The sequence below is a fragment of the Actinoplanes sp. NPDC049599 genome, from assembly GCF_044465625.1.
Lineage (GTDB): Bacteria > Actinomycetota > Actinomycetes > Mycobacteriales > Micromonosporaceae > Actinoplanes.
The window spans coordinates 307,678-327,087 of the sequence record NZ_JBITLX010000006.1 but is presented as its reverse complement, the minus strand read 5'-3'; the positions used below and the strand labels follow the sequence as shown (position 1 = coordinate 327,087).

The following is a 19,410-nucleotide window of genomic DNA, read 5'->3' as shown; positions in this document are numbered from 1 at the left end:
CTACCCCCGCACCCTCAACGCGATCCGCGTGCTCAACGAGGTCACCGGAGAGTAAGGAGTTCCACCCGTGCAGAAGCGCATTCTCGGCAAGGATCTTGAGGTCTCGGCGATCGGCTTCGGCGCGATGGGGATGAGCCAGAGCTACGGCCCCGGGCCGGACCGGGCCACCAACATCGCCCTGCTGCGCACCGCCGTCGAGCGCGGCGTCACGTTCTTCGACACCGCCGAGGTCTACGGGCCGTTCGTCAACGAGGAGCTGGTCGGCGAGGCCCTCGAACCCGTACGCGACCAGGTGGTCATCGCTACCAAGTTCGGCTTCGCCTTCGACGCCGACGGCAGGCAGACCGGCCTGTCCAGCCGCCCCGAGCACCTCGGGCGGGTCGCCGACGCCTCGCTCAAGCGGCTGCGCACCGACCGGATCGACCTGTTCTACCAGCACCGGGTCGACCCCGAGGTGCCCATCGAGGAGGTCGCCGGCGCGGTCCGGGACCTCATCAAGGCCGGCAAGGTCAGGCACTTCGGCATGTCCGAGGCCGCCGCGGCCACCGTCCGGCGGGCACACGCCGTGCAGCCGGTGACCGCCCTGCAGAACGAGTACTCGCTGTGGTGGCGCCGGCCCGAGGCGGAGATCCTGCCGCTCTGCGCCGAGCTGGGCATCGGGCTGGTGCCGTACAGCCCGCTGGGCAAGGGCTTCCTGACCGGCACGATCGACCAGCACACCGCCTTCGCCGACGGCGACATCCGCGGCAGCATCCCTCGCTTCGACGCCGACGCCCGGCGGGCCAACCAGGCGCTCGTCGACCTGCTCGGCGCCGTCGCGGCCCGCCGGCACGCCACGGTCGCCCAGGTCGCGCTGGCCTGGCTGCTGGCCCGGCAGCCGTGGATCGTGCCGATCCCGGGCACCCGCCGGCCGGCCCGGCTGACCGAGAACATCGGCGCGGCCGAGGTCGAGCTGACCGCCGAGGACCGGCACGAGCTCGACACCGCGACCGCGACGATCGAGGTGCGCGGCGCCCGCTACCCGGATCACCTGGAACGCATGACCAACCGCTGACCGGGGAGGGTCAGGGGCTACCCGCCGCCTTCACCCGGCTGGCGTGCACGATGATGTCCGCGCAGGCGTCCGGGTGCAGCGTGCCGGTGTTCAGCACCAGGTCGTAGCGGGTCGGCTCGCGCGGGTCCCAGCCGTACAGCTGGATCGACATGTCGGCCCGGATGCCGTCCTCGCGGCGCTGCCGGCGGGCCGCCCGCTCCGGGGTGATCCCCGCCGTGCGGGCCGCCCGCTCGACCCGGGCGGCCACCGGCGCGTCCAGCCGCACGTGCAGCGCGCCCGGCCAGGCCGCCAGGATCAGCGCCCCGTTGCGGCCGACGATCACCCCGCCCGGGCGGGCCGCCTCGGTGACCCAGCGGGTGTTCCGCAGGATCAGCTCATGGTCGTCGCGCTGGGCCATCGCCACGGCCGGTCCGTCCAGGGCCGCGTACGACCCGCCCATCGCGGCGAAGACCCGGGACAGGATCCCGTCGTCGTGCTGCTGCGGTGACTCCAGCTGCTCGGAGGAGAACGCCTGGGCGTGGAACGCCACCCCGAGCGCCTCGGCCACCCGGGGTCCGACCTCCTCGGCGCCGGACCCGTAGGCCTCGAAGAGCGTCACGACCGGCGGCACAGCGGATGACATGTGACCTCCCACCCGAGCAGGGCTGAGCCACTCCATCGTGCGCCGCCCCGGCCCGGCGGGCAACAGATGGCAACACGTTGACCCCGATGTCCCGGAGCGCGCCCAATGGAGTAACAACCCGGAAACACATGACCATGGAGGACCGTCGTGCTTCGACCCCAGGACACCGCCACTCGTGAGCGCAAGCGCCTCGACGGCCTCTGGCGCTTCGCCCTCGACCCGGCCGGCGAGGGCCGCGCCGCCCGGTGGTTCGCCGGCCCGCTGGCCGACGCCCGCGAGATGGCGGTGCCGGCCAGCTTCAACGACATCGCCGCCGACCCCGCGGTCCGCGACTACTTCGGCGACGTCTGGTACCAGACCGTGGTGCGGGTGCCGCGCGGCTGGGACGGCCGGCGGATCGTGCTGCACTTCGAATCGGCCACCCACCGGGCCACCGTCTGGGCCGGCGACGCCGAGGTGGTCTCGCACGAGGGCGGCTACACGCCGTTCGCGGCGGACATCACCGCCCATGTCAGCGCCGGCGAGCAGGTCCGGGTCACCGTCGTGGTCAACAACACGCTGAGCTTCCAGTCCATCCCCCCGGGCGTCATCGAGCAGACCCCGGCCGGCCCGCGGCAGCGGTACTGGCACGACTTCTTCAACTACGCCGGCCTGCACCGCCCGGTGTGGCTCTACCAGACCGCCCCGGAGCACCTGACCGACGTCACCGTGGTGACCGGCCTGGACGGCGCCACCGGCACGATCGGCTACACGACCGCGGCCACCGCCGGCGCCGCCGAGACCAGTGTGGTGCTGCGCGACGCGGACGGCCGGACGGTGGCCGAAGCCGGCGGGGCGAGCGGGACGCTGACGGTGCCGAACGTGCACCGCTGGGCGCCCGGCGACGGCTACCTCTACGACCTCGAGGTGCGGCTCACCGCCGGCGGCGAGCTCGTGGACAGCTACCACCAGAGTGTCGGCGTCCGCACGGTCAAGGTCAGCGGCAACCGGTTCCTGATCAACGGTGAGCCGTTCTACTTCACCGGCTTCGGCAAGCACGAGGACCTGGCGGTGATCGGCAAGGGCCACAACGACGCGTGGATGGTGCACGACTTCGAGCTGCTGGAGTGGATCGGCGCCAACTCGTTCCGGACCTCGCACTACCCGTACTCCGAGGAGGTCCTCGACTACGCGGACCGGCGCGGCATCGTGCTCATCGACGAGACCGCCGCGGTCGGGCTCAACATGGGTCTCGGCGGCGGCATCTTCGGCGCCCAGGGCTATCGGACCTTCAGCCCGGACACCGTCAACGACAGCAGCCGCGAGGTGCACGCGCAGGCGATCCGGGAGCTGGTCGACCGGGACAAGAACCATCCGAGCGTGGTGCTGTGGTCGATCGCCAACGAGCCGGAGAGCGACACCGAGGGCGCGGAGGCCTACTTCCGGCCGCTGTTCGCGCTGGCCCGGGAGCTGGACCCGAGCCGGCCGGTGGGCTTCGTCAACGTGATGCTCGCGCCGCACGGCAAGTGCCGGGTGTCGCAGTTCGCCGACGTGCTGATGCTCAACCGCTACTACGGCTGGTACACCCACACCGGCGACCTGGCCGGCGCCGAGCAGGCCTGGGAACAGGAGCTGCGCGGCTGGGCCGGCGACGGCAAGCCGATCATCATCACCGAGTACGGCGCGGACACCTACCCCGGCCTGCACTCCATCGGCGCGGAGCCGTGGAGCGAGGAGTACCAGATCGCCTACCTCGACATGAACCACCAGGTCTTCGACCGGGTCGACGCGGTCATCGGCGAGCAGGTCTGGAACTTCGCGGACTTCGCCACCACCTCCGGGGTGATGCGGGTCGGCGGAAACAAGAAGGGCGTCTTCACCCGCGACCGGCAACCCAAGGCCGCGGCGCACGCGCTGCGGCGGCGCTGGCGGAAGGACATCTGACGCCATGAGTGCCACGACTGCCGTACCCGCTGCGATCCCCCGCAAGCTCGGCCCGCTGCAGTTCGTGGGCTACGCCGCGGGGGACGCGGCGAACAACCTGGCGTTCTCGATGACGTCGTTCTTCCTGCTGATCTACTACACCGACGTGGTGGGGATCAGCGCGGCCGCCGCTGGCACGCTGTTCCTGGTGATCCGGCTCTGGGACGGCTTCGCGGACATCTTCGCCGGCCGGACCGTCGACCGGACGATGACCCGGTGGGGCAAGTTCCGCCCGTTCTTCCTCTTCGCCGGCCCGCCGGTGCTGCTGCTGAGCGTCGCCACGTTCACCCTGCCGGGGCAGGTGTCGGGCAGCGGCGCCAAGCTGCTGGTCGCGTACCTGACGTACGGGCTGCTCGGGCTGGCGTACAGCCTGGTGAACATCCCGTACGGCTCGCTGGCCGCGGCGATGACCCAGCAGCCCGGCGAGCGCGCCAAGCTGGCCAGCTTCCGGATGATCGGCACCGCGCTCACCACGATCATGCTGGCGTTTGTCGTCTCGCCGCAGATCCAGCAGTACAAGGGCGACCCGGACGGCTTCCAGCGCTCGCTCATGATCACCACGGCGATCTTCGCGGTGGCCGGCATCGCGCTGTACCTGTTCCTGTTCGCCACCGCCCGCGAGTCGGTGCAGCGCGACGTCGAGCAGGTCAGCGCCCGGCAGAGCTTCGCCACCCTCAAGGGCAACAAGCCGCTGATCATGCTCTGCCTGGCCTCGCTGGCGTTCCTGACCGCGCTGTTCTCGCTGCAGACCGTGCAGGTGTACTACGCCCGGGACGTGCTGGGCAACGCCAACCTGCTCACCGCGCTGACCGTGCTGAGCGTCGGGGCGATCTTCGTGGTCGCGCCGCTGGTGCCCCGGCTGGTCCGGGCGATCGGCAAGAAGACGGCGTTCCTGTCCTTCGGCGGCATCGGGCTGCTGGCCGGCGTCGGCATCGCGGTGTCACCGCCGTCGACGCCGTGGGTGTCCATGACGTTCTTCGGGATCATGGGCGTCTCCACGGCCGGGCTCAACACGCTCATGTGGGCGCTGGAGGCCGACACCGTCGAGTACGGCGAGTGGAAGACCGGGGTCCGCACCGAGGGCATCACGTACGCGCTGTTCTCCTTCACCCGCAAGCTCGGCCAGGCGGTCGGCGGCGCGGTCGCCGCGTACGCGATCGCCCTGGGCGGCTACGCCGGCGGCGCGGCGGTCCAGGACGAGACCGCGCTCAACGCCATCCGGTACGCCTCCGGCCTCATCCCGGTCGTGTTCATCCTGATCGGCATGCTGATCTTCTTCCGGTACCCGCTGACCGAGCAGACGTTCACCACGATGGTCGCGGAGACCCAGGCCCGCCGCCTGGCGCAGCAGTGACCTCACCCGCCGAGGACGTCCGTCAGCTCCGCCATCAGGGCGTGGTCGGCGGCGAGGCCCGGGTCGAGCAGCGTCAGCACCTGGCGGGAGGCCGCGGCCGGTGAGCCGGCGGCCGCGGCCAGCACGGCGTCGGCGGCGGCGTCCCGGACCGGCGCGCCCGCGCCGCGCAGGTGGGCGATCCAGGCCGCGACGGCGCCGACCGCCCCGGCGGGCATCCGGCCGGCGGCCCGCTCCGCGCGCAGCACGGGCAGGATCCGGACCGGCAGCTTCAGCGAGCCGTCGGCGGCGATCTGCGCCAGCCGGTGCTGGATCCGCGGGTTCGACCACCGCTCGATCAGCGCCACCCGGTACGCGGCGATCTCCTCCCCCGGCAGCGGAAGGTGCCCGGCGGCCTCGTCCCACCACTGCTCCAGCCGGCGCCGGCACTCCGGGTCCGTCACGGCCTGCGCGACGGTCTCGTGCCCGCGCGCGCTGCCGGCGTACGCGAGCAGCGAGTGCCCGCCGTTGAGCAGCCACAGCTTGCGCTGCTCGTACGGGGTCACGTCGGCGACGAACCGCGCGCCGGCGGCGTCCCAGGCCGGCCGCCCACCGGGGAAGTCCCCGCTGATCACCCACTCGGCGTACGGCTCGGTGACCACCGGCGCCGCGTCGGCGCGGCCGGTCTGCCCGGCCACCGCCCGGGCGTCGTCGTCGGTGGTGGCGGGCGTGATCCGGTCGACCATCGTGGTGACGAAGGAGACGGTGGCGCGGATCCAGCCGGCCAGGTCCGGGTCGAGCCGGGTGGCGAAGTCGGTCACCACGCCGGCGGTGACGCCCCCGTTGTCGGGCAGGTTGTCGCAGGACATGATCGTGAGCGGGCCGGCGCCCGCCGTCCGCCGCGCGGCCAGGCCGGCGACCAGGCGGGCCGGCACGGTCGCCACGGCCGCCCGCGGATCGCAGCGCAGCGCCGCCAGGTCCGCGTCCAGCCGGCTGTCCGGGCCGCGCACGTACGCGGCCTCGGTGACGGTCAGCGTGAGGATGCGGACCTCGGGCCGGGTCAGGTAGTCGTACCAGCTCGCGAGGTCGGCGCCGGGGTGCGCGGCGACGACGCTGCCGATGACCTCGCAGACGTCGCCGTCGGCGGCCCGCCGGATCAGCGTGTACAGGCCGTCCTGGCCGGTCAACGCGTCGGCGAGGGCGGTCGAGCGGCCGGTGAAGGCGGCGATGCCCCAGTCCGCGGCGTCCGGCGCGTGGGCGGTGTACCAGGCCTGGTGGGCCCGGAAGAAGTTGCCGAGCCCGAGGTGCACGATGCGCACCGGCGGCGCCGCCGCGGTGCGGGTCAGCCGCGCGGCGCTCACAGCTTGAACACCTTGCGGGGCTGGCCGGCGACCAGGCCGGCCAGGCTGTCGTGCGCCTCGTCCTCGTCGAGGCGGTGCTCGGCGACCAGCCGGGCGAGGAAACCGGCGTCGAGCCGGCGCGACATGTCGTGCCGGGCGGGTATCGAGCAGAAGGCCCGGGTGTCGTCGATGAACCCGGACAGCCGGCTCAGCCCGGCGATCTCGGTGACCGCGCCCTGGAACGCCCGGATCGCCGTCGGGTTGTCCAGGAACCACCACGGCGCCCCGGCGTACACCGACGGGTAGAAGCCGGCCAGCGGGGCGATCTCCCGGCCCAGCACGTCGGGGTCCACGGTGAACAGCACCAGGTGCAGGTCCGGGTGGGTGCCGTAACGCTCCAGCAGGGGTTGCAGGGCGCGGGTGTACTCGACCGCGACCGGGATGTCGTGCCCGGTGTCGGGGCCGTAGCGGGCCAGCGTCGGCGGGTGGTGGTTGCGGTGGATCCCCGGGTGCACGGTCATGACCAGACCGTCCTCGCAGGACATCCGGGCCATCTCGAGCATCATGTGCCGCCGGAACGCCGTCGCCTCCGCCGCGGTGATCTGCCCGGCGAGCGCGCGGCCGTAGAGCCGGGCGGCCTCGGCCGGGTCCAGCGGCGCCACGACCGCGTCGGCGTGACCGTGGTCGGCCGAGACGGCGCCGTGCGCGACGAAGTACCGGCGGCGGTTCTCCAGCGCGGCGAGGTAGCCGGCGTAGTGCCCGGTGTCGGTGTCGGCCATGGCGCCGAGGCGCTTGACGGCGTCCGCCCAGCCCGGCGCGGCCGGCTCCAGGTACCGGTCCGGGCGGAAGGTGGGCGCGACCCGGGTGGTGACCGCCGGGTCGGCCGCCAGCGCGGCGTGCGCCGCCAGGTCGTCGGCGGGGTCGTCGGTGGTGGCCAGGAAGCTGATGCCGAACCGCTCGAGCAGGGCCCGGGGCCGGTGGCCGGGCTCCGCCAGCGCGGCGGCGACCTGGTCGTAGAGGGCGTCGGCGGTGGCCGCGCTGGGCCGCCGGGTGACCCCGAAGATCTCGGCCAGCTCGGTCTCGAACCAGAACCGTACCGGGGTGCCGCGCAGCAGCTGCCAGTTCTCGCAGAGCAGCCGCCAGGCGGCCCGCGCCCGGTCCTCGGGCAGCGGGCCCGCGCCGACGCCGAGCGCGTCCAGGGACACACCGCCGGCGTGCAGCAGCCGGGTGACGTAGTGGTCGGGCTGGATCAGCAGGCTCGCCGGGTCGGCGAACGGCTCGTCGTCCAGCAGGACCCGCGGGTCCACGTGCCCGTGCGGCGACACGATCGGCAGGTCACGGACCGCGGCGTAGAGCCGCCGGGCGACCGGGCGCACGCCCGGGTCGGCGGGCAACAACCGGTCGGGGTGCAGGGTGAGAGGTGCGTTCTCGGTCGCCATGGCTCCAGCCTCGTCCCGGCCGGCCCCGGCGGCAATCGGTTGCCATGTCTTGCCGTGGCTGCTTGCGCCCGCCCCGCTCCCGGCGCAGGGTGCAGGTATGAACAACACCGTGGTGGGCGCGGACCGCATCGGCGGCCCCGGCGAGATCCTCGACGACGCGCAGGTCCGCGAGTTCGTGCTCCGTTGCCTGGCGGGGGCGGAGCTCGACGGCCGCAGCGTCTGCGTGATCGTGCCCGACGCCACCCGCAGCTGCCCGCTGCCGCTGCTGCTGGCCGCGGTGCACGAGGCCCTCGACGGGCGGGCCACCCGGGTCACCGTGCTGGTGGCGCTCGGCACCCACGCCGAGATGACCGAGGCGCAGCTGCGCCTGCACCTGGGCGGGCCGTACGCCGGCTGCACCGTGCTCAACCACGAGTGGTGGAAGCCCGAGACGCTCGTGACGCTGGGCGACATCAACGCGGACCGGGTCGCCGAGCTGTCCGAGGGGCGGCTGAGGCAGCCGGTCCGGGTGGCGCTCAACCGGGCCGTGGTCGAGCACGACGTCTGCCTGGTGGTCGGCCCGGTCTTCCCGCACGAGGTGGTCGGCTTCTCCGGCGGCAACAAGTACTTCTTCCCGGGCGTCGCGGGCCAGGAGATCATCGACTTCTCGCACTGGCTGGGCGCCCTGATCACAAGCGCCGACATCATCGGCACCCGCGGGATCACCCCGGTGCGGGCGCTGATCGACCAGGCCGCGTCGCTGATCCCCAGCCGGCGCCTGGCGCTGTGCCTGGTGGTCCGGTCGGGCACCGGCGAGCTGCACGCCGCGTCGTTCGGTCCGCCCGAGGCGGCCTGGGCCGCGTGCGCCGACGTGTCCGCGCAGACCCACGTGCGCTACCTCGACGCCCCGGCCCGCCGGGTGGTGTCCGTGGTCCCGGTCAAGTACGACGACATGTGGACCGGCGCCAAGGGCTTCTACAAGGTCGAGCCGGTGGTGGCCGACGGCGGCCAGGTCATCGTGTACGCCCCGCACATCACCCGGATCTCGGCGATGCACCCGGAGATCGAGCAGATCGGCTACCACTGCCGCGACTACTTCCTGAAGCAGTGGGACCGCTTCTCGCACCACCACTGGGGCGTGCTCGCGCACTCCACCCATCTGCGCGGCGCCGGCACGTACGACCCCGAGCAGGGCGAGCGCGGCCGGGTCACGGTGACGCTGGCCACCGGCATCCCGGAGGACGTGGTGCGGGCGGCGAACCTGGACTACCTCGACCCGTCCTCGGTCGACCTGGACCTGCTGGCCGCCGAGGAGGACACGCTGGTGGTGGCCCAGGCCGGGGAGGTCCTGTACCGCCTGCGCTGAGCGGTCGAGGCGCGGACGACCAGCCGGCACGGCAGGCTCACCGGCGCCTGCGAATGCGGCCGGGCGCCCCGCACGATCGCCAGCAGGTTGCCCACCGCGGTGCGGCCCATCGCCAGCAGCGGCGCGGCCACGGTGGTCAGCGGCGGCGTGACCAGCTCCGCGGCGAAGATGTTGTCGAAGCCGACCACGCTCACGTCGCGCGGGACGCTCGCCCCGAGCGCCGTCAGCGCCCGGATCGCCCCGATCGCCACCAGGTCGTTGTAGGCGATCACGGCCGTGGTCGGGTTGGCGGCGAACTCCACCGCCGCCCGGGCGCCGCCCGCGACGGTCGGCGGGAACGGCCCGATCCGCCGGGTCTGGAGCTCCAGCTCCAGCGCCGACTCGCGCAGCGACCGCCACCGCATGCCGTCGGACCAGGACGCCTCCGGCCCGGCCAGGTAGGTGATCCGCTGGTGGCCCAGCTCGGCCAGGTGCTCGACCGCGCGGCGCATCCCGCGGGGGATGTCGGTGACGACACACGGTACGTCGTTGACGGCCCGGTTGAGCACGATCACCGGCCGCTGCTTCGCGGTCATCCGGATCGCCGAGTCGGGCATCCGGGTGGTGGCCAGCACGATGCCCTCGACCGCCGACACCGCCCGGTCCAGGGCGGTCCGCTCGTGCGTGCCGGACTCCTGGGTGTCGGCCAGCAGGATGGTGTAGCCGGCCTCGGAGGCGGCCGTCTGGGCGCCCCGGATGATTTCGTTGTAGAACGGGTTGGTGATGTCCGAGATGGCCAGCGCGATCATCGAGGTGCGCGCGGTCGGCAGCGCCCGGGCCAGCGACGTGCTGCGGTATCCCAGCTCGGCGGCGATCCGGTGGATGCGCTCGCTGGTCTCGAAGCTGACCCGCCCCGGCCGGGAGAACGCGCGGGATACGGTGGACGTCGCGACCCCCGCCGCCCGGGCGACGTCGTCGATCGTCGGCGACCGGTGCGGCCGGCCCGGCCCGGCTTCCGCCACAGCGCACCTCCGGCTCCGAGGGCGATCCACACCGACGCTAGTGACCGGCACCACTTCCGGCAACCGCTCCCGGCGGGATGCCCGGGACGCGACGAGGGGACAGCCATGATCGACACGGCAGGCGTGACGGACCGGCTCGCCGGCATCGGCCGGCTCGGCGTTGCCTTCTCCGGCGGGGTCGACTCCTCGGTGCTGCTGGCGCTGGCCGCCCGGGCGCTCGGCGCCGACCGGGTGATCGCGATCCTGGGGGTATCGCCGAGCCTCGCCGACGACGAGCGGGCCGCCGCACACCAGGTGGCCCGGCACATCGGCGTGGCGGTGGTGGAGGTGGCCACCCACGAGGGCGACCGGGCGGCGTACCGGGCGAACGGGCCGGACCGGTGTTTCCACTGCAAGGACGAGCTGTTCACCCGGATCACCGACGAGGTCGTCACCGCGCACCGGCTGGACGCGGTCGCGTACGGGGAGAACGCCGACGACGCCCGCCGCCCGGACCGTCCCGGCGCGCGGGCCGCCGTCGCCCACCGGGTGCTGCGACCGCTGGCGGAGGCCGGCCTCGACAAGGCCGCGGTCCGCGCCGTCGCACGCGCCCTGGACCTGCCGTGTGCCGACAAGCCCGCCGCGCCCTGCCTGGCCTCGCGGATCCCGCACTTCGCCGACGTCACCCCGGACAAGCTCCGGCAGATCGAACGGGCCGAGGCCGCCCTGCGCCGGCTGGGCTTCGCCGACCTGCGGGTGCGCCACCACGGCGAGATCGCCCGGATCGAGCTGCCGCCGGCGGACCTGCCGCGGGCCGTCGCCGAGCCCCTGCGCGGCGCGATCCGCGACGCCGTGCTGGCGGCGGGCTTCCGGTTCGCCACCGTCGACCTGGCCGGGGTGCAGTCGGGCGCGTTCACCCTGCCGCTCGTCCGGGCCGCCCGTGCCTGACGACGTGGCCGGCTTCGCCGAGCTCGACCTGGGCCGGACCGCGCGCCGCGGCTACCCCGAGGCGGTGTACTGCGCGGGCAAGTCACCCGGGCAGGTCGGCGCCATCGCCGCCGCCGTGCGCGCCCGGCCCGACCTCGTCACGCTGTTCACCCGGGCCGGCCCCGAGCACGCCGCGGCGGTGCTGCACGAGCTCCCGGACGCACACCACGACGCCGACGCGGCGCTGCTGGCCTGGCCGCCCCGGCCGCCGGAACCGGCCGGCGGGCTGGTGGTCGTGGTCGCGGCCGGCACCTCCGACCTGCCGGTCGCCCGCGAGGCCCTGCAGACGGCGCGCTACCTGGGCCGCCGCACCGAGCTGATCGTCGACGTGGGGGTGGCCGGCCTGCACCGGGTGCTGGCCCGCCTCGACGACCTGCGCCGGGCCCGGGTGGTCGTGGTCGCGGCCGGCATGGACGGCGCCCTGCCCAGCGTGGTCGCCGGCCTGGTGGCCGTGCCGGTGGTCGCGCTGCCCACCTCGGTGGGGTACGGCGCCGCCTTCGGCGGTCTGGCGCCGCTGCTGGCCATGCTGAACGCCTGCGCGCCGGGGGTCGCCGTGGTCAACATCGACAACGGGTACGGCGCCGGGCACCTCGCCGCCCAGATCGCCGCCCCGGCGCCGGCCGGTGACGCGTGACGGGCCACCGGCACGCCTGGCTCGACGCGTCCGCGGGCGTCGCCGGCGACATGCTGCTCGGGGCCCTGGTCGACGCGGGCGCGGAGCTGCCGGCGCTCCAGTCCGCCGTGGACGCGGTCGTGCCGGGCGCCGTCCGGCTCTCCTCGGCCCCGGTCACCCGCGCCGGCCTGCGGGCGGTGCGGGTACGCGTCGAACCGCTGGTCACCGACGCGTCCCGGCGTACCTGGGTCACCATCCGCGATCTCCTGGCCGGCGCCGCCCTGGCGGACCGGATCCGCGACCGGGCCACCGCGGTCTTCGCCCGGCTGGCCGACGCCGAGGCGCACGTGCACGGCATCCCGGCGGACGACGTGCACTTCCACGAGGTGGGCGCGTGGGACTCCATCGCGGACGTCGTCGGGGTCTGCGCGGCGCTGGAGCAGCTCGGCGTCGCCACGCTCAGCGCGGGCGAGGTCGCGGTCGGCGCCGGCCGGGTGCGCACCGCGCACGGCGACCTGCCGGTGCCGGTGCCCGCGGTGGCGCAACTGGCCCGGGGCTGGCGGGTCCGCGCCGGGGGCACCGGCGAGCTGGCCACGCCGACCGGGATGGCGGTGATCCGCGCGCTCGCCGCCCGCGACGAGGACCTGCCGCCGATGCGGGTCGAGCGGACCGGGGTCGGCGCCGGCGGCCGGGACACCCCGGAACGGGCCAACGTGGTGCGCGTCGTCCTGGGCACCGCCGCACGGGCACCCGGCCCTCCCGCCGAGCCGGCGGTGCTGCTCGAGGCCAACATCGACGACCTGGACCCGCGGCTGTGGCCGGAGATCCTCGCCGGCCTGCTCCGGTCCGGCGCGTCCGACGCCTGGCTGGTGCCGATCACCATGAAGAAGGGCCGCCCGGCGCACATCCTCAGCGTGCTGTGCCACCCCGGCACCGCCGGGACGCTGCGGGAGCGGATCTTCCGGGACACCAGCACGCTCGGCGTCCGCGAGAGCGAGCTGCGCAAGTACGCGCTGCCCCGGGCGTTCGTCGACGTCGAGGTGGCCGGTGGCACCGTCGCGGTGAAGGTGGGCCACGACCACGGCGTCATCGTGCAGGTGATGCCGGAGTTCACCGACGTCGCCGCGCTGGCCGCACGGCTCGGCCGCCCCGAACGGCAGGTGCTCGCCGAGGCCGCAGCCGCCGCAGCAGCAGCCGGGCTCACCGTGGGCACCACGCTGCCTGCGCACGCCCGCCCCGCCTGACCCAGGGCAACAGGTGGCAAGTGATTGCCGCCCCTCGATGCCGGGCCGGATTCTCAGCGTCATGAGACTTTCGGTCAGATCGATCATCGGCTATGGCGCGGGCGACGCCGCGAACAACCTCGCCTTCACTCTCGGCACCGCGTTCCTGCTGCTCTACTACACCGATGTGGTGGGCCTGCCGGCCGCCGCGGTCGGCGCCATGTTCCTGGTCGTGCGGCTGTGGGACGCGTTCGCCGACCTGTTCGCGGGCCGCGTCGTCGACCGCACGATGACCCGGATGGGCAAGTTCCGGCCGTTCATCCTGCTCGGCGCCGTACCGCTGCTGGTCCTGAGCGTGCTGACGTTCGCCGTGCCGAAGGGCTGGTCCGGCGGCGCGCAGCTGCTCTACGCGTACCTGACCTACGCCGTGCTCGGCCTGGTCTACTCCCTGGTGAACGTGCCCTACGGCTCGCTGGCCAGCGCCATGACCCAGCTCTCCCGGGAACGGGCCAAGCTGGCCACGGCCCGCGGCCTCGGCGCGGCCTCGGCCGGCCTGCTGCTGACGTTCATCATCGCCCCGCAGATCCAGTCCATCACCCGGGACAAGACCCTGTCGGCAGCGGTACGCGCGGAGCAGCTCCAGTCGGTCTTCCTCACCACGACGATCCTGTTCGTCGGCGTCGGCGCCGCCCTGTACTTCCTCACCTACAAGTGGTGCCGTGAGGTGGTCGTCCGGGTCCAGCCGCGGGTCTCCATCCGCGAGACGTTCGGCACGCTGCGCACCAACAAGCCGCTCGGCATCCTGTGTGGATCGAGCTTCTTCTACCTGATCGGCCTGTTCGCCGTCGGCGGCGCCACCGCCTACTACGCGATCTACGTGCTGGGCGACGCCCGCTACATCATCTGGATGACGCTGGTGACGGTCGTGGTCCAGTTCGCCACCGCGCCGTTCATCCCCCGGCTGGTCGCCCGCTTCGGCAAGAAGAACCTCTACCAGTACTGCGGCCTGTTCACCGTCGCGGGCGGCGTGGCCCTGTTCTTCACCCCGGGCAGCCTGCCGCTGCTCGCCCTGCTCTTCGTCGCCGTCAAGGGCTTCGGCGTCCAGCTGATCAACACCCTGATGTTCGCCCTCGAGGCCGACACCGTGGAATACGGCGAATGGCAGACGGGCCGCCGCACCGAGGGCGCCACGTACGCCATCTTCTCCTTCACCCGCAAGATCACCCAGTCGATCGGCGGCGCCCTGGGCGCCTTCGCCCTGGCCCTCGGCGGCTACGTCAGCACCCTCGGCCCGGCCGCGGCACAACCGGAGACGGCCATCATCGCGATCAAGGCGTCCCTGGGCCTGATCCCGGCGGCGGCGGCTGTCCTGGCGATGCTGGTCTTCATCCGCTATCCGCTGACGGAGGAGCGCTACAGCGCCATGGTCGCGGAAACCGACGCCCGCAAGCTGGCCCTCCTCGAAACGCCGACGATCAGCCGCATCCCGGTCCCCGCAACGGCATGAGATCCCCGAACAGCGGCAGCAGTCGGTGCCGGCGCTCAGCGCGCCGGCACCGCCTCGCCCGTTCCTTGCCCGCTCCGGGCGTTCCGCCCGGTGCCGGCACGACGACGTTCCGCCCGGCGCCGGCGCGACGACCGGCTCAGCCCGCCGAGGCCCGCCGGTAGCGGATCACCGCCGCCGGCACCACGATCGCGAGCACCCCACCGAGCCAGACCAGCGCCGCCCCCGCCGCCCCGGCGGTCGGGCCGCCCAGGCACAGCGCCCGCAGCGCGTCGACCCACACCGTCACCGGGTTGACCGTCGCGAACGCCTCCAGCCAGCCCGGGAACGTCGCGATCGGGACGAACGTCGAGCTTGTGAAGATCAGCGGGATGACCGCCAGCAGGCCGCCGATCCCGGCCGACTCGGCGTCCCGGACCACCAGGCCGAGCAGGGCGAAGGTCCACGAGAACGCGACGCCGACGGCGAGGGCCAGGCCCACCGCCGCGAGGGCCGCCGCCGGGCCGGCGTGGAACCGGAAGCCGATCGCGTGCGCCACCCCGGTCATCAGCGCCAGCACGAACACGTTGCGCAGGGCGTCCGCCGTGACCCGGCCGGCCAGCACCGCGGCGCGGGCCGTCGGCAGCGCGCGGAACCGGTCGATCATGCCGGTGGTCAGGTCGTCGGCGATCGCGACGCCGGTCTGCGACGCGCCGAACGCGATCGCCAGGACCCAGATCCCGGGCAGCGCGTAGTCGATGTAGCGGTCCACGCCGGGCGGGTGCACCGCACCGCCCCAGGCGTACGTGAACAGCAGCACGAACAGCACAGGTTGCGCCGTGGCGAACGCGATCAGCGTCGGCACCCGCACCAGCCGGCGCAGGTTCCGGCCGGTCACGGTGGCAGTGTCGGCCAGCAGCCGCCCCGGCAGGTCCACGGCGGTCATCGCTGCCCTCCTGAGGGGACGGTCAGGGCCGGCTCGCCGGTCAGCGCGAGGAACACGTCGTCCAGGCTGGGCCGGCGCAGCGTCAGGTCGGAGATCCGCAGCCCGGACGCGGCGAGGCGGGCGGCGACCTCGGGCAGGATGCCCGGCCCGTCGCTGACCGGCAGCACCACCAGCCCGGTGCCCGGATCCACGCTGGGCGCCGCGGCGCCCAGCCCGGCCATCGCCGCCGCCAGCGGCCCCGGATCGTCGCCCGGCCGGGCCCGCAGTTCGAGGCGGTCGCCGCCGACCCGGGCCTTGAGCTCGTCGGAGGTGCCGGTGGCGAGCACCCGCCCGCGGTCGAGCACCACGATCCGATCGGCCAGCTGGTCGGCCTCCTCCAGATACTGGGTGCTCAGCAGCACGCTGGTGCCGGCCGCGGTCAGGCCGCCGATCAGCCGCCACAGGCCGAGCCGCCCGCGCGGGTCCAGGCCGGTCGTGGGCTCGTCCAGGAACAGCACCGCCGGCCGCGCGACCAGCCCGGCCGCCAGGTCCAGCCGGCGGCGCATCCCGCCGGAGTAGCCGCGCACCGTCCGGTCCGCCGCGCCCTGCAGGTCGAACAGCTCCAGCAGCTCGCCGGCCCGCCGCCGGGCGGCGGCCCGGCGCAGGCCGGAGAGCCGGGCGATCATGGTGAGGTTCTCCCGCCCCGTCAGGTACGCGTCAACCGCGGCGTACTGCCCGGAGAGCCCGATCACCCGGCGCACCGCGGGCGCCTGGCGGACCACGTCCAGCCCCGTGATCCGGGCGTGGCCGGCGTCCGGCGGCAGCAGGGTGGTCAGGATCCGGACCGCCGTGGTCTTGCCGGCGCCGTTGGGGCCGAGCAGGGCGAGCACCTCACCGGCGGGCACCCGCAGGTCCACACCGGCCAGTGCGGTCACCGTGCCGAAGCGCTTGACCAGCCCGTACGCGTCGATTGCCGGCTGTGCGCCCACCGCGACCACCCGCCTATGACTAGGTAAACTACCTATGGGGCGGACAGTAGCATAGCTACTTATCGGAGGGCTAGACTGCGCCTCATGAAGGCCGGTGCGCAGGAGCTCAAAGGACACCTGGACGTGCTGCTCCTGGCCGCCCTGGCCGGCGGGCCCCGGCACGGGTATGCGGTCAAGGAGGCCCTGCGCGAGGGCAGCGGCGGCCGCTTCGACCTGCCCACCGGCACCATCTATCCGGCCCTGCACCGGCTCGAGGACGCCGGCCTGATCAGCGGGTCGTGGTCCGCGGTCGACGGCCGGCGCCGGCGCACGTACCGGATCACCGCCGCGGGCGAGCGGCGCCTGCACGCCGACCGCGGCAACTGGCACGAGTTCGCCACCGCGATGACCGCCCTGCTGGAGCCCGGGCCATGGCCGGCCACCAGCTGATCGACGCCCACGTCGCGGCCCTGGCCCGCCGGCTGCCGGCCGGCCCGGTCGACGAGCTCGCCGACGGCCTGACCGAGACCTGGCAGCGGCACGTCGCCGCGGGCCTGGCGCCGGCCGCGGCCGCGCACGCCGCGATCGCCGAGTTCGGCACCCCCGACCAGATCACCGAGGCGTTCGTGGCGGAGTCACCGGGCCGGCGCACCGCCCGGATGCTGCTGGCCACCGGCCCGCTCGTGGGCGCCTGCTGGGGCGCCGCCCTGCTCACCTCGGACGCCCGGTCCTGGCCGGTGCCCGCCCCCGCGGCGGCACTGTTCGCGGCGACGCTGCTGGCCGTGGTGGCCACCCTGACCGCGGCGGCGACCAGCCGGCACAACTACCGCCGCACCCGCCTCGGCGCGGCCGGCGGCTGCGGCCTGATCGCCCTGGACACGACGATGCTGCTCACGGCCCTGCTGCTCGCACCGACCACGGCGGGCCTGCTGCTCGCGGCGGCGCCGGCCAGCCTGGCACGCATCGCCCTGACCCTGCGAGCACTACCCGCGGCCCTCACCCGATAGCCACCGGACGCCGCAAGCGATCCCCGCGGCCTCACCCGACGAGACCCAGCGCCGCCAGCACCACCCACAGCCTCACCCGACGAGACCCAGCGCCGCCAGCACTACCCGCGGCATCGCCCGACGAGACCCAGCGCCGCGAGCACCACCCGCGGCATCGCCCTACGAGACCCAGCGCCGCGAGCACCACCCCGCGGCATCGCCGTGGCGGCGCAGGGCACTACCCGCGGCATCGCCCTACGAGACCCAGCGCCGCCAGCACCACCCGCGGCATCGGCGTGGCGGCGCAGGGCGGTGAGGCGCCGGGTCGCCCCCGCAGCGGCACCACCAAGATCCATCTCGCGGTCGATGGCCGCGCCCAGCCCCTGTCGGCGCTGCTCACGGCTGGTCAAGCCGGCGACAACCCGCGCCTGTCCACTGCGCCGGACGCGATCCGGGTGCGCCCCGGCACGCCGGGGCGACCCCGCCAGAAGCCCGCCATGCTCATCGCGCCGACCAGGCCTACCCCAGGACCCGGCCGCGAACGGCGACAACGCGGTATCCGCCACCCCATCCCGGTCGACTTTCGTCATTTCATCGCCGTCGCAGCCTCAGCGACAGCCTCCCCGCAGATCTTGATGAGCTAAAACGTTCCAGAGTCTTTTGCGTGGTTGGTGTATCGGGCGATGGCAATAGCCCGCCGGAGTGACGTGGGCCGCGCGCCGACCGCCACCGACGCGCAAGATTTCGATCTTGTTGATGTGGGGTGAGCTCCGAACCTTAAGTCCACAAGATCGACAATTCGCTGCTCGCTTCGTGACTTTTACGCCCTTTGTTACCTTAGGATTCCTGCGATGTGAGAATCCTGCTCAATATGTGGGCCAGTGCCGCGGGTTCGGCGGTGGGCAGGCCTCCGGCAATGCTTGGCGCGGCCGTTTCGGCGCGGCAGAAGCGTGTCGCCCGTCCGGGGGATGGCGATCGATCATCACAACAGCCATGCAAAAGACTCTCCAGCCACACCGCACCGCAACAAGGTCCACCACTCGCACCCCTTTCCTCCTGAGATGACCCCTCAACCTCCACGACCGCCAATCCCGCATACCGGACGAACCCGGCAACGGGCTGGATCAAGGAGGACCGTGATCCAGAAATGAGTCCTCTTCTTGGCTGCCCGACGTCTCGCTGTCAAGCGCCCGCGGTGGGGACGCTGTCGGGACTTCTGGCGCCGAATTCCCGTTTTGTCAGGTTGGCCGGATCACTCAGCTGGGCTATTGCGGAGCGTCCACCAACCACCCAAGAAGAAGATTCGAATGGCGAACGCCAGGATCCCGGAACGCATCGACCGCCAGGGGCAGCCACGGCGCGCCCTCACCGGACCGGCACGGCGGTCAGGCGGTCGGCTTGGTCGCGCGGATGATCGCCGAGGACATCCCGTCGGCCACCGTGTGGGTGGGCGTGATGGCGATGTCGGTGAAGCCGGCCGCCGCCAGGCCCGCCCGGTACTCCCCCGTCGACAGCGCGCCCGCGATGCAGCCCGCCCAGCCGCCCCGCTCGGCCCGCTCCGCAGCCGTGAGCCGGTCGTCGGCCACGATGTCGGACACCCCGATCCGGCCGCCGGGCCGCAGCACGCGGTTCATGGACGCGAACACCGCCGGCTTGTCCACCGACAGGTTGATCACGCAGTTGGAGATCACCACGTCGATGCTCGCCGGGGGCAGCGGGATGTCCTCGATGCGGCCCTGGACGAACTCCACGTTGGGCACCCCGGCGGCGTTGCGCCGGGCCAGCTCGAGCATCTCCGGGGTCATGTCGAGGCCGTACGCCCGGCCGGTGGGCCCGACCCGGCGGGCCGAGAGCAGCACGTCGATCCCGCCGCCGGAGCCCAGGTCCAGCACGGTCTCGCCGGGGTGCAGGTCGGCCACGGCGGTCGGGTTGCCGCAGCCCAGGCTCGCCGCGGCGGCCGCGGCCGGCAGCCCGGCACGGTCGGCGGCGTCGTAGAGGCCGGAGCCGAACGCTTCCGGCGTCGCGGCGGTACCGTCGCAGCATGTCGCCGTCGCGCAGCAGTCGCTCGCGGGAACGGCCCGCGCCGCGGCGGCATAATGGTCGCGGACCTGCTCAAGGATGTGATCGGTGGTCATCGTTCCTCCCGACGTCGG

Annotated in this window: 17 protein-coding genes; 10 read left to right on the top strand and 7 right to left on the bottom strand. The window is 73.6% G+C overall.

All coding sequences use genetic code 11. The features are described 5' to 3' along the window. The first annotated feature begins 67 nt into the window (after window positions 1-67). On the top strand, window positions 68-1,054 hold the full coding sequence (locus ACIBQZ_RS14345) for an aldo/keto reductase (RefSeq protein ID WP_396089028.1): 987 nt from the start codon (window positions 68-70) through the stop codon (window positions 1,052-1,054). Window positions 1,055-1,064: 10 nt separating this feature from the next. Here ACIBQZ_RS14345 and ACIBQZ_RS14340 read toward each other — a convergent pair whose 3' ends face one another. Further along, window positions 1,065-1,676 carry an AAA family ATPase gene (locus ACIBQZ_RS14340; RefSeq protein WP_396089027.1) on the bottom strand — a complete coding sequence of 204 codons (612 nt, stop codon included), beginning with the start codon at window positions 1,674-1,676 and terminating at the stop codon, window positions 1,065-1,067. A 147-nt stretch (window positions 1,677-1,823) separates the two neighbouring features. Here ACIBQZ_RS14340 and uidA point away from each other — a divergent pair, with 147 nt between their 5' ends. Next, window positions 1,824-3,599, top strand: coding sequence for a beta-glucuronidase (uidA, locus tag ACIBQZ_RS14335; protein WP_396089026.1), 1,776 nt, complete (start codon window positions 1,824-1,826; stop codon window positions 3,597-3,599). A 4-nt stretch (window positions 3,600-3,603) separates the two neighbouring features. Continuing rightward, complete coding sequence (gene uidB / locus ACIBQZ_RS14330) at window positions 3,604-4,992, top strand: glucuronide transporter (RefSeq protein WP_396089025.1); 1,389 nt, start codon at window positions 3,604-3,606, stop codon at window positions 4,990-4,992. Window positions 4,993-4,994: 2 nt separating this feature from the next. Here the strand turns inward: uidB and ACIBQZ_RS14325 are convergent, their stop codons facing one another. Then, complete coding sequence (locus tag ACIBQZ_RS14325; RefSeq protein ID WP_396089024.1) at window positions 4,995-6,329, bottom strand: mannitol dehydrogenase family protein; 1,335 nt, start codon at window positions 6,327-6,329, stop codon at window positions 4,995-4,997. Beyond that, the gene (gene uxaC, locus ACIBQZ_RS14320) at window positions 6,326-7,747 is read right to left on the bottom strand and encodes a glucuronate isomerase (protein WP_396089023.1); all 1,422 of its coding nucleotides are present in this window, start codon (window positions 7,745-7,747) and stop codon (window positions 6,326-6,328) included. Before uxaC ends, ACIBQZ_RS14325 begins: the two co-directional genes overlap by 4 nt. 97 nt (window positions 7,748-7,844) lie before the next feature. Here uxaC and ACIBQZ_RS14315 point away from each other — a divergent pair, with 97 nt between their 5' ends. Further along, window positions 7,845-9,092: a lactate racemase domain-containing protein gene (locus ACIBQZ_RS14315; protein ID WP_396089022.1), complete on the top strand. Its 1,248-nt coding sequence runs from the start codon at window positions 7,845-7,847 to the stop codon at window positions 9,090-9,092. Here the strand turns inward: ACIBQZ_RS14315 and ACIBQZ_RS14310 are convergent. After that, complete coding sequence (locus tag ACIBQZ_RS14310; RefSeq protein ID WP_396089021.1) at window positions 8,993-10,093, bottom strand: LacI family DNA-binding transcriptional regulator; 1,101 nt, start codon at window positions 10,091-10,093, stop codon at window positions 8,993-8,995. The genes ACIBQZ_RS14315 and ACIBQZ_RS14310 overlap by 100 nt on opposite strands. A gap of 105 nt (window positions 10,094-10,198) precedes the next feature. Between ACIBQZ_RS14310 and larE the strand changes: the two genes are divergently transcribed. The 4 genes from larE to ACIBQZ_RS14290 all read left to right on the top strand — a co-directional run bounded on the left by larE (window position 10,199) and on the right by ACIBQZ_RS14290 (window position 14,402). Beyond that, a complete protein-coding gene (larE, locus tag ACIBQZ_RS14305) occupies window positions 10,199-11,020 on the top strand; it encodes an ATP-dependent sacrificial sulfur transferase LarE (RefSeq protein WP_396089020.1) in 822 nt (273 codons plus the stop codon). Then, the gene (larB, locus tag ACIBQZ_RS14300; RefSeq protein WP_396089019.1) at window positions 11,013-11,693 is read left to right on the top strand and encodes a nickel pincer cofactor biosynthesis protein LarB; all 681 of its coding nucleotides are present in this window, start codon (window positions 11,013-11,015) and stop codon (window positions 11,691-11,693) included. Before larE ends, larB begins: the two co-directional genes overlap by 8 nt. After that, window positions 11,690-12,916 (top strand): nickel pincer cofactor biosynthesis protein LarC, encoded by a 1,227-nt coding sequence (larC, locus tag ACIBQZ_RS14295; RefSeq protein ID WP_396089018.1) that lies wholly within the window; start codon window positions 11,690-11,692, stop codon window positions 12,914-12,916. The genes larB and larC overlap by 4 nt, the downstream gene beginning before the upstream one ends. 61 nt (window positions 12,917-12,977) lie before the next feature. After that, entirely contained in the window at window positions 12,978-14,402 is a 1,425-nt protein-coding gene (locus ACIBQZ_RS14290; protein ID WP_396089017.1) for a glycoside-pentoside-hexuronide (GPH):cation symporter, read from the top strand. Window positions 14,403-14,538: 136 nt separating this feature from the next. Here the strand turns inward: ACIBQZ_RS14290 and ACIBQZ_RS14285 are convergent, their stop codons facing one another. Both ACIBQZ_RS14285 and ACIBQZ_RS14280 read right to left on the bottom strand, forming a co-directional pair. Then, window positions 14,539-15,324, bottom strand: coding sequence for an ABC transporter permease (locus ACIBQZ_RS14285; protein ID WP_396089016.1), 786 nt, complete (start codon window positions 15,322-15,324; stop codon window positions 14,539-14,541). Then, window positions 15,321-16,301 (bottom strand): ATP-binding cassette domain-containing protein, encoded by a 981-nt coding sequence (locus ACIBQZ_RS14280; RefSeq protein ID WP_396089015.1) that lies wholly within the window; start codon window positions 16,299-16,301, stop codon window positions 15,321-15,323. Before ACIBQZ_RS14280 ends, ACIBQZ_RS14285 begins: the two co-directional genes overlap by 4 nt. A 75-nt stretch (window positions 16,302-16,376) precedes the next feature. Between ACIBQZ_RS14280 and ACIBQZ_RS14275 the strand changes: the two genes are divergently transcribed. Both ACIBQZ_RS14275 and ACIBQZ_RS14270 read left to right on the top strand, forming a co-directional pair. Beyond that, a complete protein-coding gene (locus ACIBQZ_RS14275) occupies window positions 16,377-16,721 on the top strand; it encodes a PadR family transcriptional regulator (protein ID WP_396089014.1) in 345 nt (114 codons plus the stop codon). Continuing rightward, complete coding sequence (locus ACIBQZ_RS14270) at window positions 16,703-17,278, top strand: hypothetical protein (protein WP_396089013.1); 576 nt, start codon at window positions 16,703-16,705, stop codon at window positions 17,276-17,278. The genes ACIBQZ_RS14275 and ACIBQZ_RS14270 overlap by 19 nt, the downstream gene beginning before the upstream one ends. Window positions 17,279-18,642: 1,364 nt before the next feature. On the opposite strand, the gene arsM is transcribed toward ACIBQZ_RS14270, so the two are convergent. Continuing rightward, a complete protein-coding gene (gene arsM, locus ACIBQZ_RS14265) occupies window positions 18,643-19,392 on the bottom strand; it encodes an arsenite methyltransferase (RefSeq protein WP_396089012.1) in 750 nt (249 codons plus the stop codon). Between the last annotated feature and the right edge of the window lie 18 nt (window positions 19,393-19,410).

Coding starts and splice junctions, on each gene's coding strand:
- ACIBQZ_RS14275 (WP_396089014.1), top strand. CDS start 16,377: ATGAAGGCCGGTGCGCAGGAGCTCAAAGGACACCTGGACGTGCTGCTC.
- arsM (WP_396089012.1), bottom strand. CDS start 19,392: ATGACCACCGATCACATCCTTGAGCAGGTCCGCGACCATTATGCCGCC.
- ACIBQZ_RS14290 (WP_396089017.1), top strand. CDS start 12,978: ATGAGACTTTCGGTCAGATCGATCATCGGCTATGGCGCGGGCGACGCC.
- ACIBQZ_RS14340 (WP_396089027.1), bottom strand. CDS start 1,676: ATGTCATCCGCTGTGCCGCCGGTCGTGACGCTCTTCGAGGCCTACGGG.
- ACIBQZ_RS14315 (WP_396089022.1), top strand. CDS start 7,845: ATGAACAACACCGTGGTGGGCGCGGACCGCATCGGCGGCCCCGGCGAG.
- uxaC (WP_396089023.1), bottom strand. CDS start 7,747: ATGGCGACCGAGAACGCACCTCTCACCCTGCACCCCGACCGGTTGTTG.
- ACIBQZ_RS14270 (WP_396089013.1), top strand. CDS start 16,703: ATGGCCGGCCACCAGCTGATCGACGCCCACGTCGCGGCCCTGGCCCGC.
- larE (WP_396089020.1), top strand. CDS start 10,199: ATGATCGACACGGCAGGCGTGACGGACCGGCTCGCCGGCATCGGCCGG.
- uidB (WP_396089025.1), top strand. CDS start 3,604: ATGAGTGCCACGACTGCCGTACCCGCTGCGATCCCCCGCAAGCTCGGC.
- ACIBQZ_RS14285 (WP_396089016.1), bottom strand. CDS start 15,324: ATGACCGCCGTGGACCTGCCGGGGCGGCTGCTGGCCGACACTGCCACC.